Consider the following 15,765-nt stretch of genomic DNA (forward strand, 5'->3'; position numbering starts at 1 on the left):
GGATCAGGCCTGCACTGCGAGCAGGCGCGCCTTGAGATCGTCGAGGGCCAGCCGGGCGGCGCCGAGGGCGACGGACTCGTCGCCGAGCAGGGACACGCGGAACTCCGGCGAGTTGAGGGAGGTCGCGGCCAAGTGCCGCTCGAACGGACCGGCGAGCACGTCCCCCGCGCGGGACAGGCCGCCGCCGAGCACGACGAGGTCGGGGTCGACGGCGTGGACCAAGATGGAGGCGCCCAGGGCGAGGGCCTCGGCGACGCGGTCGACGGCGCGCACCGCAGTGCGGTCGCCGTTCGCGGCCGCTTCGAAGAGCGCCCGGACGTCGTCGCTGGTGGACTCCTCGGCGGCCGAGCCCGCAAGCTTGCGGCTCTCGTGGTCGAGCTGCGCCATCGCGTCGGCCCACCCCAGGATTTTCATGGAACCGACGGACGCCGCCAGGCCGTGCCGTCCGGTGTGGATCTGCCCGTTGATGACGATCGCGGCCCCGAGGCGGCGGCCGGCGTGCATGTAGACGAGGTCGCGCGCCTCGGCGGCGGCGCCCTGCCACTGCTCGGCCACTGCCGCGAGGTGGATGTCGTTGGAGACCAGCACGTCGCGCTTGAAGCGCCCCGACACCTCCGACACCACGTCGATCTTGTCGAAGCCCGGGAGCGAGTAGACGTCCAGGTCCTGGCCCGCAGGAACGGTGCGGATGTCCTTGACCTCCGAGCCGTTGGCCGCCACGCCGGTGATGCCGCAGGCCACCGAGCGGATGTGTTCCCAGCTCGTCCCGGTCTGCCGGACGGTCGCCTCGACCAGACGCGCCGCCGCCCCGATGCGCCCGGCCGGCCCGATGCCGGAGTCGACGCTGCGCCTGCGCACCGCCAGGACGTTTCCGCGCAGGTCGCAGACGACCACGGCCACCTTGTGGGCGCCGATGTCGACTCCGACGACGGCGAAGTTCTCGGCCACGACCTCGTAGCGCCGGGCCGGCCGTCCCGCCGGCCGCTCGCCGTTCGGGCGGTCGAGCGTCTCACGGACGAAGCCCTCGTCCAGCAGCGTCGCCACCAGATCCTCGGCGGTGGGGCGGGAGACTCCGACGATCGAACGCACATCGCTGACCGTCAGCGACGCGGCGTCGAGGAAGGCCCGCGCCGTGGCCGAGAGATTGAGCTTGCGCAGGAGGTGGGCATCGCCCGCACGGCCTGCGGGAGTCGTGCTGCGCCGGGTTTCACCGAAGTCTTGACTCACGGCGGCACGGTATCTAAATTGACGCCGCAACAGCAATATTGACAAGAAACTTACTTATCTAAATTCTGGCCGAGCGACCTCCCCCGGTGGGTTCGACCAGCAAGGAGGGCCTCATGATCAAGCGGGCCAACTGGGGTGCGGTAGCAGTGTCGTTGGGACTGGTCGCGCTGACCGGCTGTGCCGTCGGTGGCGGGAACGGAGGTGGGAGCGGAGGCGGGAGCGGTTCGGGCGATGACGTGACGTTGAGCCTGCTCACCTTCGAGACTCCCAACCTCACCGCCTCCTACTGGGACGACATCATCGCCAGGACCAGCGCCAAGGTGCCGGGGGTGAAGATCAAGAAACTCGTCGCGCCGAGCGCCGAACAGCGCAACGAGTACACGCGCCAGCTCGACTCGACCGGCGCACTGCCCGACATCATGGTCGCGATCGACCCCGCCGGACTGGCGGAGGGCGGCAAGCTCGCCCAGTTCAGCGAGAAGGAACTGGCGGACTGGACCAGCCCGACCGCGAACAGCTTCAACGGCAGGATCTACCAGCTGCCCACCAACTCGCAGACCTGGCAGATCTACTACCGCAAGGCGGACTTCGAGAAGGCGGGCATCACCACTCCTCCGAAGAAGTGGGACGACCTGCTCGCCGCGGTCGACAAGCTGAAGGCGGCGCAGATCAAGCCGTTCGTCATCGGCGGCGGTGCACCGGACGGCCTCGGCCCGCGATGGACCTTCGCCCAGCTGGTGGCCGACGAGGTCTACGCCAAGGACCCGAAGTGGCTCGACAAGCTGACCGCGGGGAAGACCGACTTCAGCGACCCGCTGTTCGTCAACGCGGCGACCAAGATGAAGGCACTGGCGGGCAAGGAGAACGTCGACAACCTGTCGGCCACCTACGCACAGGCGCAGGAAGCCTTCCTCAAGGGCAAGGGCGCCATGTACCCGATGGGCTCGTGGTTCCCGGCGGCCCCGGACAAGGCGCAGCAGAAGGAGTTCGGCGCCTTCCCCATGCCCACGCAGGACGGCTCGCTCGTCCTGCCCGTGTACACCGGCGGTGGACTGTCGGTGAGCGCCAAGTCCCCTGACGTCGCGAAGGCCAAGCAGTGGGCCATCGAGTTCTCGAAGCTGAACGCCGACGGCGGGGCGCGGTACGACGGCCTGTTCGCGGCGCTCAAGGGCTACAAGCCGCCGGCCGGCCTGCCGCCGCTGTACAACACCACCCTCGATCTCTACGAGAAGGCCCAGGCCGGTGGAACCGTGACGCCGAGCTTCGGAAACGAGAGCGGTGTCCCGGCCCTGCCGTCGGGCTTCATACCCAAGGTCGACGCTGCACTGAACGATCTCCTCAACGGCCGTGCGGACGTGGACAAGTTCGTCGCGACGCTGAACACGAAGTTCAAGGAGCTCGCGAAGTGACGCGCCCCTCGCCCGCCCGGACGGGGACCGACGCCGCCGGAGGGAAGCCGCTGTCCGACCGGCCGCCGGCTACTTCGGCCCCGTCCGGGCGCGCGGGTGGGCCGCACCAGCGCCGCACCTGGACGTGGTCGTCGGTGGGAGCCGGCGCCGTCTTCGTCATGCCGACCCTCGCGATCTTCACCGCGATGGTCCTGGCGCCCATCCTGTGGACCCTCTACACCGGGATGACCGATGAGCGCGCCACGCGCTCGGAGACCTCGTTCGTCGGCCTGGACAACTACGGATTCCTCCTCGGGAACGAGGAGTTCCGGCACTCCCTGTGGAACACCGTGGTGATCACGGTGATCGTGGTGCTGCTGACGAACCTGCTCGGTCTCGCGATCGCCCTGCTGCTGCGCCGGCCGGGACGGCTCTACAGCCTGCTCCGCAGCGTCTACTTCACACCGGTGATCCTCTCCGCTGTCGTGGTGTCGGTGATCGGGCGCTCGATCCTGGCGGACGACGGCCTGCTGAACAGCACGCTCGTCTCGCTGGGGGTCGAGAACCCGCCGGGCTGGCTCACGGATCCGTCGTACGCGATCTACTCCGTCTCCGGGATCATGGTCTGGCAGTTGCTCGGCTTTGCCGTCGTGGTCTACCTCGCCGGGCTCGCGGGGATCCCCGCCGAACTCGACGAGGCGGCGAGCCTCGACGGCGCCGGCCCCTGGCAGCAGTTCCGTGCGATCACCTGGCCGCTGCTCGCGCCCGCGCTGACGATCAACACCGTGATGCTGATGATCAGCTCGTTCAAGGTCTACGACCAGATTGCCGTGCTCACCAACGGCGGCCCCGGCACCGACGGCACGGCCACCGTGGCCTTCGCGGTGATCCGCACCGCCTTCTCCGAGCAACGTCCGGGAGTGGCGTCCGCGATGGCCGGGATCATGCTCGTCGTCGTCTCGGTCGCGAGCGTGACCGTGCTCAGGCTCCTGCAACGACGAGAGGTGAATCTGTGAACTCCCGAATGCCGTGGATGCGGCCGCTGTTGGCCACCGGCGTGGCGGCCGTCTTCTGCATGCCGCTCTACGTGGCGCTGGTCAACGTCTTCAAGCCCAGCTCCGAGGTCGTGACATCGCCGTTGGCGCTCCCGCTTCCGCCGACCCTCGACAACCTCGAACACGTACTGAGCCGGCCGGACGGGCTGTTCTGGTACGGCCTCGTCAACTCCGTCACCCTGACCGCGGCGTCGATCCTCATCACCACCGTGCTGGCCGCGATGTCCGCGTACCATCTCGTGCGGTCGGGCCGCTGGTGGAGCCGTGCCGTCCTCGGCGTCATGCTGTCCGGCCTGATGATCCCGCCCGCGGTGATCATGCTTCCGATCACGCGGATCCTCGACGCCATCGGCCTGTTGCACTCGATGCCGGGCGCCGTGCTGGTCGACGTCGGGTACTACCTGCCGTTCGCCGTGTTCGTCTTCATGGGCTTCATCCGCTCGATCCCGCGCGAACTCGAAGAGGCCGCGGCAGTCGACGGCGCCGGCCGTTTCCGGATCTTCTGGCAGGTCGTCTTCCCGCTGCTGCGGCCCGCGTCGGCCAGCGTGCTGATCTTCCTCGGGGTATGGGTCTGGAACGACTTCCTGACCCCACTGCTCGTCCTGGGCCCCGGAGCCGGCAACACCGTGACGGTCGGGATCTTCCGCTCCATCGGCCCCTACCAGCAGGACTTCGGGGCGGTGTTCGCCTTCATGCTGTTGGCCACCCTGCCCGTCCTGGCCTTCTATCTCGCCTTCCAGAAGCAGTTCGTCCGTGGTCTGACAGGGGGGGCCACGAAGGGATGACCGGCACGAGCGGCCGGTGCAGCAGTTTTCGTCGAGAGTGACAGGAGCAACATCATGCGGTTCTCAGAACTCATAGTCAGATCGCAGCCCCCTCGGAGAAGGTCCGAACGGCGTCGGCGTACGGCCGGTTCCGTGGCATTCGTGATGCTGACCGCCGGCATCCTGCCCGCGGTCGGCGCACAGTCGGCGCAAGCACGACCTGGCGGAGCGAATCCGTCGATCGAGATCCAGGCCGGCTATCTGGAGCTGGAGCTCGACAGGACAGGGACGGTCGTGGGACTGGAGGACGTCAGGACCGGGGTCGACCACCTCGCGCCCGGTCGTGCGGCCTCCCTGGTCAGCCTGGTCGTCGACGGCAAGCAGCAGAGGCCGACCACGGTTGACCGTTCCGGACCCGGTGGCCAGATGCTCACGTTCCGGAACAAGGCCGCGCACTGGAAGATCCAGGTGAAGCTGGTCAGCAGTCGCGGCGGCTACACCACGTTCGAAGCGGTCGCCGTCGACGCGCCGAAGGGCGTCGATGTGCAGACCCTGCTCTGGGGTCCACTGGCCACGTCGATCTCCCAGACGGTCGGCACATCGGTGGGCGTGGTCCGCGACGACGATTTCGCCATCGGGCTCCGACCGCTGACCGACCGTACCGAAGGCGCCTGGCCGCAGGAGGACCAGGACATGGGTTGGGAGAGCGAGGTCGACCGCAATACGGACCATGTGAGCGTGGGTTCCCTGGAGGAGTGGAGCGCGGCAGGCGTGACCCCCTGGGGTTCCGTACTGCGCGCCTTCACCTTCGACTACACCAAGGAACGCCACCGCAAGGTACGCGGCTATCCGATCCCGGTCGGACCGCTGCCCGGCCGCGACGGCAGGATCGCCGGTTCCAAGATCGCACTCTTCGGAGCCTCGCCCGAGGCGACGCCGACGATCCTGTCCAACATCGCGAAGGGCGAGAAGCTGCCCTACCCGAAGCTGAACGGGCAGTGGCAGAAGGCCTCCCAGGCGAGCAGCCAGTCATGGCTGGTGCTCGGAGACCTGGAGACCGGCAACATTCCGGCGGCGGCCCGATTCGCCAAGGCGGCCGGCATGAACCGCATCTACTCACTCACCAGCAACTACGGCCCATGGGAGTCGAGCGGCCACTACCAGTTCGACTCCAGTCTGGGCGGGAGCGACGCCGGGGCCGCAGCGGCCGTGGACATCGCCAAGGCGAACGGTGTACAGCTCGGCGTACACACCCTGTCGGACTTCATCAGCACTGGCGACGAGCCCTACAACTGGGCCTGGTTCCCGCGGGACGCCTACCTCACGCCGCCCGCCGACGACCGGCTCGCGATGGGAGGCACCGCCTCGCTCACCCGTCCGCTGACGGCCGGCGACACCACCGTGTACCTCGACGACGGCGCGCTGCTCGCGGCGGGACCGAGCTACAGCTACTTGCGCATCGGGGACGAGTTCGTCAGCTACGGAGCGGCCGAGCAGGTCGGGAAGGAGTGGAAGCTGACCGGCGTGCAGCGCGCGCGATGGGGATCGGTCGCGGTCTCGCACCCTGAGGGCGACCACACCGCCCGAGTCATGGCCAACAGCTACGGCGGCGCGATCGGCGGCCATGCCGTCATTGACGAGATCAGCGACAGGCTGACCACCGCCTGGAACACCACCGGCATCAACGGTATGTCGTGGGACGGCCTGGAGTCGGCATCGGAGTCGGGCTGGGGCGCCTACGGCATGGCTCACCTCGTGAACAAGACGTTCCGGCGCATCGATGCCAAGGACGGATTCATCTCCGAGACCAGCCGGATGACCTCGAACACCTGGGACGCGCTGACCCGGGCCAGCTGGGGTGAAGTCGGCAGCACCTCGATGGAGCAGGTGTTCACCAACAACAAGTACCTCCAGGCGAACTACCTCCCCGGCATGCTCGGCTGGATCAGCCTCAAAGGCTCGGACAGTCTGCTCACCATGGAGTGGAAGCTGGCCCGAGGCGCCGGCCTGAACGCCGGGACAGGTTTCCAGAGCTCGGTCTCCCGCCTCGAGTCGGGCGGGGAGAACACGACGCGGCTGCTCGAGGCCATTCAGCAATGGGAGACGGCACGCAACCTGGGCGCGTTCACCGCGGAGCAGCAGGCGCGGTTCCGCGACCTGAAGACGAACTGGCACCTGAGCGTGGTCGAGCCGGGCAAGCGCTGGTCCTTGCAGGAGCTGGACGCTGACGGCAAGCCGGTCGGCGCCCCCCAGGCCGTCGTCGCTCCGACCCCGGAGCTCGACGCCGGACCGCTGCCCGCGGCAGCCAAGGGAGCCCTGTACGAGGCGATCGTGAAGACCAACACGCCGGCGACCACGCGATACGCGGTGACCTCGGGGGCCTTGCCCGCGGGGCTCGTACTCAATGCCGATACCGGCGGAATCGTGGGGACACCGGTCACTGCGGGAGCGGCGCGGTTCACGGTCACGGCGTACCAGAGCTCCGGTCAGCCGACAGCGCAGCGCGACTACGTGATCGAGGTCGGCAGTCACTGAGCTCGTAGGCGTGGTGTCGTCAGGGTGAGTCCAGTGCCGGCAAGGCATCCGTCAATAAGGTCGGGCCGGTACTGGACCTGGCGCAGTCCCGGTGGGCGCCGTCGAGCAGGCGGATGCAGTCCGTCTCGCTCAGCGAGCGGCGCTCGCCCTTGCGGCCGGCGTGTCGACGCAGCTGGTAGCACAGGCGGGTGGGCAGGCCCGGCCTGATTCACAGCATCCCGGCCACCGAGAGGCGGCCACGGCTGCACCCGGGCACACGCACCGTCGGGGTGATCCCGCGCCGGCCCCAGGTGCGGCTCTTGGGCGGCCGACCGGTTACGCCCGTGATGCTGCTGGCGTCCGCCGGCGGGAACCGCGTTCCGGTGATCGCGCAGCTGGTCCAAGCTGACGAGGACACGGTGCGGGACGTGATCCACCGGTTCAACGAGATCGGTCCGGCCTGCCTGGACCCTCGGTGGGCGGGAGGCCGTCCCCGCCAGCTCACCCCTGACGACGAGGACTTCGTCGTCCAGACGGCCACTGCCCGCCCCACCAAGCTCGGCCAGCCCTTCACCCGCTGGTCGATCCGCAAACTCGCCGCCTACCTGCGCCGCGTGCACGGACGCGTCATCCGCATCGGCCGCGAGCCTTACGCTGCCTGCTCGCCCGCCGCGGCATCACCTTCCAGCGCACCAAGACCTGGAAGGAGTCGCCCGACCCCGAGCGCGACGCCAAGCTGGACCGGATCGAGCAGGTACTGGAGCGCTTCCCGGACCGGGTCTTTGCCTTCGACGAGTTCGGGCCCCTGGGGATCCGGCCCACTGCGGGCTCCTGCTGGGCCGAACAGGGCAAACCGGACCGGCTTCCGGCGACCTACCGTCGCATCCACGGCGTCACCTACTTCCACGGCTGCTACTCCGTCGGCGACGACCGGCTGTGGGGCGTCAACCACCGCCGCAAGGGGACCGCCAACAGCTTGGCCGCGCTGAAGTCGATCCGCGCCGCCCGGCCCGACGGCGCGCCGATCTACATCATCTTGGACAACCTCTCCGCGCACACCGGCGCGGACATCCGGCGCTGGGCGAAGAAGAACAAGGTCGAGCTGTGCTTCACCCCGACCTACGCCTCCTGGGCCAATCCGATCGAGGCTCACTTCGGCCCGCTGCGGCAGTTCACCCTGGCCAACTCTCACCATCGCAGCCATCCCGCGCAGACCCGGGCCCTGCACCGCTGCCTGCGCTGGCGCAACGCCAATGCCCGCCATCCCGACGTGCTGGCCTCCCAGCGCAAGGAGCGTGCCCGCATCCGCAGCGAGAAGGGCATCCGCTGGGGAGGACGCCCAGTTACCGAAGCTGCCTGACCAGGACCGGACCGCTACGGGACCTCCTTGTGAACGGCTTCGATGTTGTTGCCGTCCGGGTCGCTGACGAAGGAACAGTAGGCGCGGTATTCGCTCCATGAGCGAGGAGCGTGCCGGGATGTGCCTCCGGCCGCCAGCGCAGCCGCATGGAAGGCGTCCACCGCATCCCGACTGCCTGCCGTGAACGCGATGTGCATCCCTTTCGTGGTAGCAGGCGCGCGCTCTGCACGCTCCAGGGACAGCGATGGTGTGTCACTCGCCGGATTCCAGTACTCGGCCACGCCATCGGCCTGATAGCCGGCGGTGATTCCGAGCGGCTCCAGCGCAGCGGTGTAGAATCGCTCACTCGCCTCGAAGTCTGAAGCGAACACGCCCAGGTGATGGATGAAGGACATCGGTGCTTCCATGTCGGCCGAGCCTATGTAACAGATCGAGCGACGCACAGCAATTGCACCAACCGCTGGTCATTACCGGTCACTTGACTGTCGACCGCCTATGAAGGGGGCGCGGGGTGAACGGCAATCCGCTGTACCACTGGATTGGGCTGGCCGTGTCGACGGCGCTCATGCTGCCGGTCCCGGTGGCGATGCTGGCAGGGTGGACGCCGCCGTGGATGCGGAAGCGGCAGGCAGGGATGCGGCTTCGCGCCTACGGCTTCCTGTGCGTCTACGCCCTCACGCTCATCAACAGCATCGCCCGGATTGCCGACGCCTCCTTCGAGACGGTCAGGGCCTGCATGTACGTCGGCTTCGCCTTCGGCGCCGCTGGTGCCGTCCTGTTCCTGCTCGCGGAGCGCAAGGATTCACGCGCCCAGGCAGCCGGCCTCGTCGAATCTATGCGGTCACAGCACTAGCCTTCAAGGAGGCCCTGCCGGCTGTCAGCGAGCTCCTCGGGCATCAGCTTGCGAGTGAGCTTCCAGCCGGACTCGCCCCAGTACAGGGCGACATAGTCGAGTTGAGTCATCGCCAGGACGCCGCCAGAAGTGGCGTTGGTGTGGCGGACGGCGACGGCTGACACGGGCGCCTGGTCGCGGAGATCGATCAGCCCGACACTTACGTCATCCTGCGCCTGTGGGCGCCCCCTGATGGGAACCGCCAGCTGATCACCAGCGGCTGTTTCAAGGCATCACACCGTGAGCTCGACCACCGCACCACCGAGGCCACCCCTACCACCGCGCACATGTGCGCGGCGCCCAGGGGGCCGGGGAGATCGAGGAGTAGGTGCTGCGGCTCAACACGTTTGCGGCGACGTTCAAGCACGGACACTGCCTGGTGGTGAAGCTGTCGACCGACGAAGCGCTGGCCGACGCGCACAACGCGCTCCTGTCCCGGACGCCTCCGCCCACCGGTGGGTAGTGCGGTCACCCACGAGATCTGCCGAGACGCCACTCACCGGTCCCAGCTATTGCTGCGGGAAACGACGCGCTCTTCGGGCTCGCGTGCTGGCTCGTGGGTTGTGGCTCTGCGGGGAAGAGGCGGATGCGGCCAGGTAGGCCCGTGACAGTGCCGACCAAGTACGGCCGGGGACGAGAGAGCGAACGCCGGTATGCCTGTCGGAGCGGGGAAGGACCTGCGGGGGTCGGGAGCGTGGAGGGCACCGGCCGTCGTGACCGGTGCCGTGCCGCGTGCGCAGGTCCGCTCAGGGAGCCCTGCGGCCTGGCCGCCTATTTGGTGAGGGCCGATTCCGGTCTGCTGTCGTGTCCGGGCGGCAGGGGTGCGGGCACATCGTTCTCGGCTGAATGGTGGGAGTGGACCCCGATCATGCCGAAGGTGGTCAGCGCCGCAGCGACGGCGGCCGCCACACCGCACACCAGGAACGCGGTGCTGAAGCCGCTGCCCAGGGCGTCCAGGGCCAGACCGTGCGCCGCGGATCCCGGGGCGCCGGGCGGCAGGCTGTTCACCGCGATGGGCCCTCCGGCCGCGGCGACCTCGCGTGCCGCGGCCATCTGACCTGCCGGCAGGTTCGCGCCGGACAGGTTTGCCGCGAACGCCGACCCCGCGTTGCTGAGAGCGACCGCGCCGACGACGACCGGGCCGAGCACGAAGCCGAGGTCGCGCAGCATGTTGGTGGTGGCGCTGGCCATGCCCGCCAAGTTCAGGGGCACGCTGTTCAGCGCCACGGCCGTCACCGAGCTGATGGTCAGGGCGAAACCGATGCCGATCAGCAGGGCGGGCGCGACGAACGCGCCGAGTCCCGGGTCGGTGACATCCAGGCGGGTGAACAGCAGGCAGCCGATCGCCATCAGGACGAATCCAGAGGTCAACAGCCAGGATGCGGCGACCCGGTGGAGCAGCCGCGAGACGACTGGGATGAGCAGGAAAGCGGGTCCCTGCAGGAACAGGAACAGGACCGCGACGCGGATCGGGTCCTGGTGCTGCACCGGGCCCATCCACATGCTCATCGCGAAGCAGGCGCCGAGGAAGGCGAGCATGCCGATGACCGCGACGACGGACGACACGGTGAAGGCCCGGTTGCGGAACAGCTTCAGGTCGAAGATCGGCGATTCGGCCCCCAGCTCCACCACGACGAACCCCGCGAGGAAGCATATGCCGAAGGCGAAGGCGAGCATGACGGGAAGGGTGGTCCAGCCTGACTCGGGCCCCTCGACGGCGCCGTACAGCACCAGGATGAGACCGATGGCGAAGGTGATCTGACCGGGTACGTCGAACTTGCGGCCATCGGGCGCCTTCGACTCCGTGGCCAGCACCAGGGTGAGCACCATGCTGACCAGGGCGAGTCCGACGAGTACCCAGAAGGAACCGCGCCACGACCCGATCTTGGCGAACATGCCGCCGAGCAGGGGTGAGACCGCTGCGCCGGCGGACAGGAAGCCGCTCCAGAGCGCCACCGCGTGTGCCCGTTCCCGCATGCTGCGGGTGACGGCGGTGATCGCAGTGAGCGAGCCGGGGAACATGGCGCCGGCGCCCAGTCCGTTCAGGGCGGCGCCGATCCACAGCACCTGGACGGTGGGCGCGAGCGCGGCCACGGTGCTGCCTGCGGCGACCAGGGCCGTGCCGGCTGCGACGAGCCTTCGCCGTCCGAAGAGGTCACCAAGGACGCCGAAGGTGAACTCGAAGCAGACCACGGCGATCATGAACGCGGCGGTGATCCAAGTGAGCTGGGACCCGTGGGTGTGCAGGTCCTCCTGGAAGAGCCCGAGGAGCGAGGCCGGCAGCGCGTTCGCGACCTGGGCCACGAAGACCGCGCCGCAGGCGGCAGCCAGTGTTCCCGCGTAGCCCGGTGTCCGGGCTGCCCCCGCGGTGGGGCCGTGGGACGTCGCCGTCCCGTTGTTGAGCGTCATTGCTTCTCCCTGGCTGGGAAGGTGAAGTGCCCCGCCGTCGGGCGGGACCAGCTTCGGCCGACTGCCGAAGCGAGGAGAGGGTGAGCGTTGCGGTCGCCCACCGTTCTCGCCGGGACCCGGGCACGCCGACGGGCTTCTCGTCGAGCGCTGCGGGCCTGTCCTGTAGGGACAGGTGTGGCGAGCCGCTGCCGTACTCGAGGTGGAGGGGCACAGCAGGAGTCAGGCGCGGTGCCGGGAGAATGGCATCTCGCTTTACGTCACGTCAATGAAATGTTCGTCGTTTAAGTGAAATTTCCTCGACGTAAGGGTCGGACTTCCTCGGCGGAGCGACACCTTTTGCGGGCGGCGGTGCGGGCAGGGCTCAGTACGCCGCGGCCAGGTCCGCCTCCAGCGCGCGTGCCGCGACGCTGAGTGCGGCGATCAGCGACCGAAGACCGTGGGGGTCGTAGCGCACGCTGGGCATCGACACCGACAGGCCCGCCTGTGCCGTCCCGTCCCGGTCGCGCACCGGCACCCCGACGGCGACGAGTCCGCGCTCGGAGCGCTCCTGGTTCACGGCGAATCCGTTGCGGCCGATGAGCTCCAGCTCGCTCCGCAGCTGTGCGAGGTCCGGCCGGTCCGCGGGGCGGTCGCGATAGCGCACGGCGGAGTAGACCTCCGCCAGTTCGGCGTCGTCGAGTTCGGAGAGGAGGAGCAGGCCGGCGGTTGTGCGGTGGGCCGGGAACACCATCCCCTCCCGGGAGCCGACCCGCAGTGCCTGTCCGCTCTCGACGCTGGCGATGAACCGGGCCGTGTCCCCCGTGCGGATGGTGAGGTTCGCGGTCTCGTCCAGGAGGTTGACCAGTCGGCGCAGATGGGGGAGCGCGGCGACCCGCAGCCGGGACACCTGCGACTGTGAGTGCGCTGCCAGTTCGAGGACGGGGCCCGCCCGGTAGACGCGGTTCTCGTCCTGCACGGCGAAGTCCCGGTAGACGAGCATCGCCAGGAGCCGGTGGGCGGTGGATCGGGCGACCCCCAGCCGCTCGGCGATCTGCGAGACGGTCGCCCCGCCCTCCAGCTGAAGCATGGTCGCCGCCCTGAGGGCGTGGTCGACGCTTGCGATGGGATACGGCGGCGGCGTCTTGAGCGGCTTGTCCACGGGGCCTCCTGGTGCGGCTTTCCGGCTGGGCGTCCGGTGCATCTTCGTTCCGGCCCAGCCTCGCGGCCGTAGCTTGGCGGTCGCGGTTCTGCTCTCCAGAATCTACATGTCTTCTATGCGAAACCGGCGCACGCTGAGCGCGTGACTCAGTCCTCCCTCACTCAAGACATCGCTACGGGTTTCCCCGTCCGGCTGCAGGCCGTTTCCGCAGTGGGTCAGCCCGAGGTCACCCCGGCGCTCGAGGAGCTGTACCGGGGCTTCGAACAGGAACTTCTCGTCCCGCTGTGGACCGAGATCGGTGACCTGATGCCCGCCCATCCCCGCTCGCGCGCGGTCCCGCACCTGTGGCGCTGGGAACAGCTGCGGGCACTGGCCGCGCAGGCCGGCGAAATTGTCCCGGTCGGCCGTGGCGGTGAGCGCCGCGCCATCGCGCTGGCCAACCCCTCGCTGGGCGGTAGGCCGTTCGCCACGCCCACCCTGTGGGCCGCCATCCAGTACCTCATGCCCGGGGAGGACGCCCCGGAGCACCGCCACACGCAGCACGCGTTCCGGTTCGTCGTCGAGGGCGAGGGCGTGTGGACGGTCGTCGGCGGCGATCCGGTGGCCATGCGGCGCGGCGACTTCCTGCCGCAGGCCGGGTGGAACATGCACGCGCACCACAACGCCACCACCGAGCCGATGGCCTGGATCGACGGTCTCGACATCCCGTTCCAGTACGCCAATGAGACCCAGTTCTTCGAGTTCGGCCGCGACGAGATCAGCGACGCCGAACGCATCACCCCGGACCGCTCGCGCGCCGAGCGGCTGTGGGGACACCCCGGACTGCGCCCGGTCTCGGCCGGTGTGACCGCCCCCGGCTCGCCCCTTCTGGCGTACCGCTGGGAGTACACCGACCGCGCACTCAGCGACCAGCTCGCCCTGGAGTTGGAGGGCTTCGGCGGCGCCGTCGAGCCCGGCCACGCCGCCGTTCGGTTCACCGACCCCGCGACCGGTGCCGACGTGCTGCCCACCATCCGCGCCGAGATGCACCGCGTCGCGCGCGGCGCCGAGACCGCGCCGGTCCGCGAGACCGGTTCGTCGGTCTACCAGGTCTTCGACGGCTCCGGCACCGTCACCGTCGGGGAGAAGTCCTGGACCGTGACGCGCGGCGACCTGTTCGTCGTCCCCTCCTGGCAGCCGCTGTCCGTGCGCTCCGAGGCCGGCACCACCGACTCCGACTCCGGCGCCCTGGACCTGTTCCGCTTCAGCGACTCCCCGATCTTCGAGGCCCTCCGGCTCGACCGTACCCATGTGGAAGGAACCACCCGATGAAGCTCGCCACCCTCCGCACCGGCGACTCCACCAGGGCCGTCCGGCTCGACGGTGACGTCCTGGTCGATCTCGGGGCCCCGGACGTGGGCACCCTGCTGGGCCAGGACGACTGGGCCGAGCGCGCCGCCGCGGCCACCGCCGAGAACGCTGAGACGTACGCCGCGGACGCCGCCGAGTACGCGCCCGTGGTCCCGCAGCCCTCGAAGGTGATCTGCGTCGGACTCAACTACCGCAACCACATCAAGGAGATGGGCCGGGACCTGCCCGAGCACCCCACCCTGTTCGCGAAATTCGCCGACGCGCTGATCGGCGCCGGCGACGACATCCTCCGGCCGGAGGAGACTGACCAGTTCGACTGGGAGGTGGAGCTCGCGGTGGTCGTCGGCAAGCGCGTGCGCCGCGCCCGGGGCGAGGAGGCCGAGCAGGCGATCGCCGGGTTCACCGTCCTGAACGACATCACCTGCCGGGACTGGCAGTTCCGTACCCGTGAGTGGCTGCAGGGCAAGATGTGGGACTCCAGCACCCCGGTCGGCCCCTACCTGGTCACCCCCGATGAGCTGCCCGGCGGCGTACGTCCCGCCCTCGACGTCCAGCTGACCGTGGATGGTGAGGTCATGCAGTCCGACTCCACGGCCGACCTTCTCTTCGATCCGGTGCACCTGGTGGAGTACGTCTCGACGATCGTGCGCCTGAATCCGGGCGACATCATTGCCACCGGCACCCCGGGCGGTGTCGGGCACGCCCGCAAGCCGGGGCGCTATCTGCTGGGCGGCGAGACGGTCGTCGCCGAGATCGACGGCATCGGCCGCCTGGAGAACCGTGTAGTCAAGGAGAAGTCCGCCTGATGTCCCGCACGTTCGAGGACGCACGCCGCTGGGCGCAGCTCGGCACCGCCCTGTTCGTCCAAGCGGCGGACCTCGGTGACACCGGGATGGACGCGCCGAGCACGCTGCCCGGCTGGACCCGCAAGCACCTGGTCGCACACATCGCCGCCAACGCCGACGCCCTGGGCAACCTCGTCCACTGGGCCGCCACCGGCGATCGCACGCCGATGTACTCCTCCCCCGAGGAACGCGCCGCCGGTATCGAACGGGGCGCCGGGATGTCGGCCGCCGAACTGACCGCGTGGCTGCGTTCTTCCGCGGAGAAGCTCGCCGCGTCGACGGCCTCGCTCAGCGACGAGCAACGGCAGTCCCCGGTCGTGACGGCACAGGGCCGCACCGTGCCCGCCAGCGAACTGCCCTGGATGCGCTCCCGCGAGGTGTGCGTCCACGCGATCGACCTGGGCACCGGCCTGACCTTCGCCGACCTGCCGACCGGCTTCCTTGCCGCGCTCTGCGACGACGTCGTCGCCAAGCGCACCAAGGATCGCGGCCCGGCGCTGGTCCTGGAGGTGACAGGCACCGGTGCCTTCTGGAAGCTCCCCGGGGAGGGCGAGCCGACCGTGCTCGTCGGAGCCCTCCACGAGATCACGGCTTATCTCACCGGGCGGAGCCACGCCCTCACAGTCTCCGACGGCGGGCCCGCGCCGTCCCTGGCTCCCTGGCTCTGATCACTGGGCCACACCGGGACCGGCCGTCCAGGTTGTGACGGCCGGTCCCCCGTTACCTTTTCTGTGGCCCCGAAATGGGGCGCCTGGCCCCCGGGTCCGGTATGGCTGTGTGCCCCCTGTCGAAGTCGATGACCTGGGGGGTGTTGCCGCCGGGC

General features: G+C 69.2%; 14 protein-coding genes and 1 pseudogene. 10 read left to right on the plus strand and 5 right to left on the minus strand.

Annotated elements, in window-relative coordinates; genetic code table 11:
- Window positions 1–3 precede the first annotated feature (3 nt).
- Window positions 4–1,227 (minus strand): ROK family protein, encoded by a 1,224-nt coding sequence (locus OH735_RS34735; RefSeq protein WP_406385610.1) that lies wholly within the window; start codon window positions 1,225–1,227, stop codon window positions 4–6.
- Window positions 1,228–1,340: 113 nt separating this feature from the next.
- Here OH735_RS34735 and OH735_RS34740 point away from each other — a divergent pair, with 113 nt between their 5' ends.
- The 5 genes and pseudogenes from OH735_RS34740 (at window position 1,341) to OH735_RS34760 (ending at window position 8,308) form a co-directional block, all read left to right on the plus strand.
- On the plus strand, window positions 1,341–2,636 hold the full coding sequence (locus OH735_RS34740; RefSeq protein WP_406385611.1) for an ABC transporter substrate-binding protein: 1,296 nt from the start codon (window positions 1,341–1,343) through the stop codon (window positions 2,634–2,636).
- Window positions 2,637–2,821: 185 nt separating this feature from the next.
- Complete coding sequence (locus OH735_RS34745) at window positions 2,822–3,631, plus strand: carbohydrate ABC transporter permease (RefSeq protein ID WP_406386864.1); 810 nt, start codon at window positions 2,822–2,824, stop codon at window positions 3,629–3,631.
- Window positions 3,628–4,455, plus strand: coding sequence for a carbohydrate ABC transporter permease (locus OH735_RS34750; RefSeq protein ID WP_123465598.1), 828 nt, complete (start codon window positions 3,628–3,630; stop codon window positions 4,453–4,455). Before OH735_RS34745 ends, OH735_RS34750 begins: the two co-directional genes overlap by 4 nt.
- Window positions 4,456–4,587: 132 nt before the next feature.
- Window positions 4,588–6,969 carry an Ig domain-containing protein gene (locus tag OH735_RS34755; RefSeq protein WP_406385612.1) on the plus strand — a complete coding sequence of 794 codons (2,382 nt, stop codon included), beginning with the start codon at window positions 4,588–4,590 and terminating at the stop codon, window positions 6,967–6,969.
- 326 nt (window positions 6,970–7,295) lie between these two features.
- Window positions 7,296–8,308 (plus strand): annotated as a pseudogene (locus OH735_RS34760) (IS630 family transposase).
- A gap of 14 nt (window positions 8,309–8,322) precedes the next feature.
- Here the strand turns inward: OH735_RS34760 and OH735_RS34765 are convergent.
- Window positions 8,323–8,715, minus strand: coding sequence for a VOC family protein (locus OH735_RS34765; RefSeq protein ID WP_406385613.1), 393 nt, complete (start codon window positions 8,713–8,715; stop codon window positions 8,323–8,325).
- A 104-nt stretch (window positions 8,716–8,819) separates the two neighbouring features.
- On the opposite strand from OH735_RS34765, the gene OH735_RS34770 reads away from it, so the two are divergent.
- A complete protein-coding gene (locus tag OH735_RS34770; RefSeq protein ID WP_406385614.1) occupies window positions 8,820–9,161 on the plus strand; it encodes a hypothetical protein in 342 nt (113 codons plus the stop codon).
- Here the strand turns inward: OH735_RS34770 and OH735_RS34775 are convergent.
- Window positions 9,158–9,325: a hypothetical protein gene (locus tag OH735_RS34775; RefSeq protein ID WP_406385615.1), complete on the minus strand. Its 168-nt coding sequence runs from the start codon at window positions 9,323–9,325 to the stop codon at window positions 9,158–9,160. The two genes, OH735_RS34770 and OH735_RS34775, sit on opposite strands and share 4 nt — an antisense overlap.
- A gap of 203 nt (window positions 9,326–9,528) precedes the next feature.
- Between OH735_RS34775 and OH735_RS34780 the strand changes: the two genes are divergently transcribed.
- Window positions 9,529–9,663 (plus strand): hypothetical protein, encoded by a 135-nt coding sequence (locus OH735_RS34780; protein ID WP_406385616.1) that lies wholly within the window; start codon window positions 9,529–9,531, stop codon window positions 9,661–9,663.
- Window positions 9,664–9,971: 308 nt separating this feature from the next.
- Here the strand turns inward: OH735_RS34780 and OH735_RS34785 are convergent, their stop codons facing one another.
- On the minus strand, window positions 9,972–11,609 hold the full coding sequence (locus OH735_RS34785; protein ID WP_406385617.1) for an MFS transporter: 1,638 nt from the start codon (window positions 11,607–11,609) through the stop codon (window positions 9,972–9,974).
- A 361-nt stretch (window positions 11,610–11,970) separates the two neighbouring features.
- Window positions 11,971–12,747 carry an IclR family transcriptional regulator gene (locus OH735_RS34790; RefSeq protein WP_406385618.1) on the minus strand — a complete coding sequence of 259 codons (777 nt, stop codon included), beginning with the start codon at window positions 12,745–12,747 and terminating at the stop codon, window positions 11,971–11,973.
- A 141-nt stretch (window positions 12,748–12,888) separates the two neighbouring features.
- Here OH735_RS34790 and OH735_RS34795 point away from each other — a divergent pair, with 141 nt between their 5' ends.
- Genes OH735_RS34795 through OH735_RS34805 form a run of 3 tightly spaced genes read left to right on the plus strand, consistent with a single transcriptional unit; the run spans window position 12,889 to window position 15,610 of the window.
- Window positions 12,889–14,058 carry a cupin domain-containing protein gene (locus OH735_RS34795; RefSeq protein ID WP_406385619.1) on the plus strand — a complete coding sequence of 390 codons (1,170 nt, stop codon included), beginning with the start codon at window positions 12,889–12,891 and terminating at the stop codon, window positions 14,056–14,058.
- On the plus strand, window positions 14,055–14,903 hold the full coding sequence (locus tag OH735_RS34800) for a fumarylacetoacetate hydrolase family protein (protein ID WP_406385620.1): 849 nt from the start codon (window positions 14,055–14,057) through the stop codon (window positions 14,901–14,903). The genes OH735_RS34795 and OH735_RS34800 overlap by 4 nt, the downstream gene beginning before the upstream one ends.
- Window positions 14,903–15,610 carry a maleylpyruvate isomerase family mycothiol-dependent enzyme gene (locus OH735_RS34805; RefSeq protein WP_406385621.1) on the plus strand — a complete coding sequence of 236 codons (708 nt, stop codon included), beginning with the start codon at window positions 14,903–14,905 and terminating at the stop codon, window positions 15,608–15,610. Before OH735_RS34800 ends, OH735_RS34805 begins: the two co-directional genes overlap by 1 nt.
- The last annotated feature ends 155 nt before the right edge of the window (window positions 15,611–15,765 follow it).

Origin of the sequence: Streptomyces sp. NBC_01618 (genome assembly GCF_045209435.1) — a bacterium.
Taxonomy (GTDB): Bacteria; Actinomycetota; Actinomycetes; order Streptomycetales; family Streptomycetaceae; genus Streptomyces.

What these genes read in the sequence shown, in the direction of transcription:
- OH735_RS34740 (WP_406385611.1), top strand. Translation starts at nt 1,341, where the DNA reads ATGATCAAGCGGGCCAACTGGGGTGCGGTAGCAGTGTCGTTGGGACTG.
- OH735_RS34805 (WP_406385621.1), top strand. Translation starts at nt 14,903, where the DNA reads ATGTCCCGCACGTTCGAGGACGCACGCCGCTGGGCGCAGCTCGGCACC.
- OH735_RS34800 (WP_406385620.1), top strand. Translation starts at nt 14,055, where the DNA reads ATGAAGCTCGCCACCCTCCGCACCGGCGACTCCACCAGGGCCGTCCGG.
- OH735_RS34765 (WP_406385613.1), bottom strand. Translation starts at nt 8,715, where the DNA reads ATGGAAGCACCGATGTCCTTCATCCATCACCTGGGCGTGTTCGCTTCA.
- OH735_RS34745 (WP_406386864.1), top strand. Translation starts at nt 2,822, where the DNA reads ATGGTCCTGGCGCCCATCCTGTGGACCCTCTACACCGGGATGACCGAT.
- OH735_RS34785 (WP_406385617.1), bottom strand. Translation starts at nt 11,609, where the DNA reads ATGACGCTCAACAACGGGACGGCGACGTCCCACGGCCCCACCGCGGGG.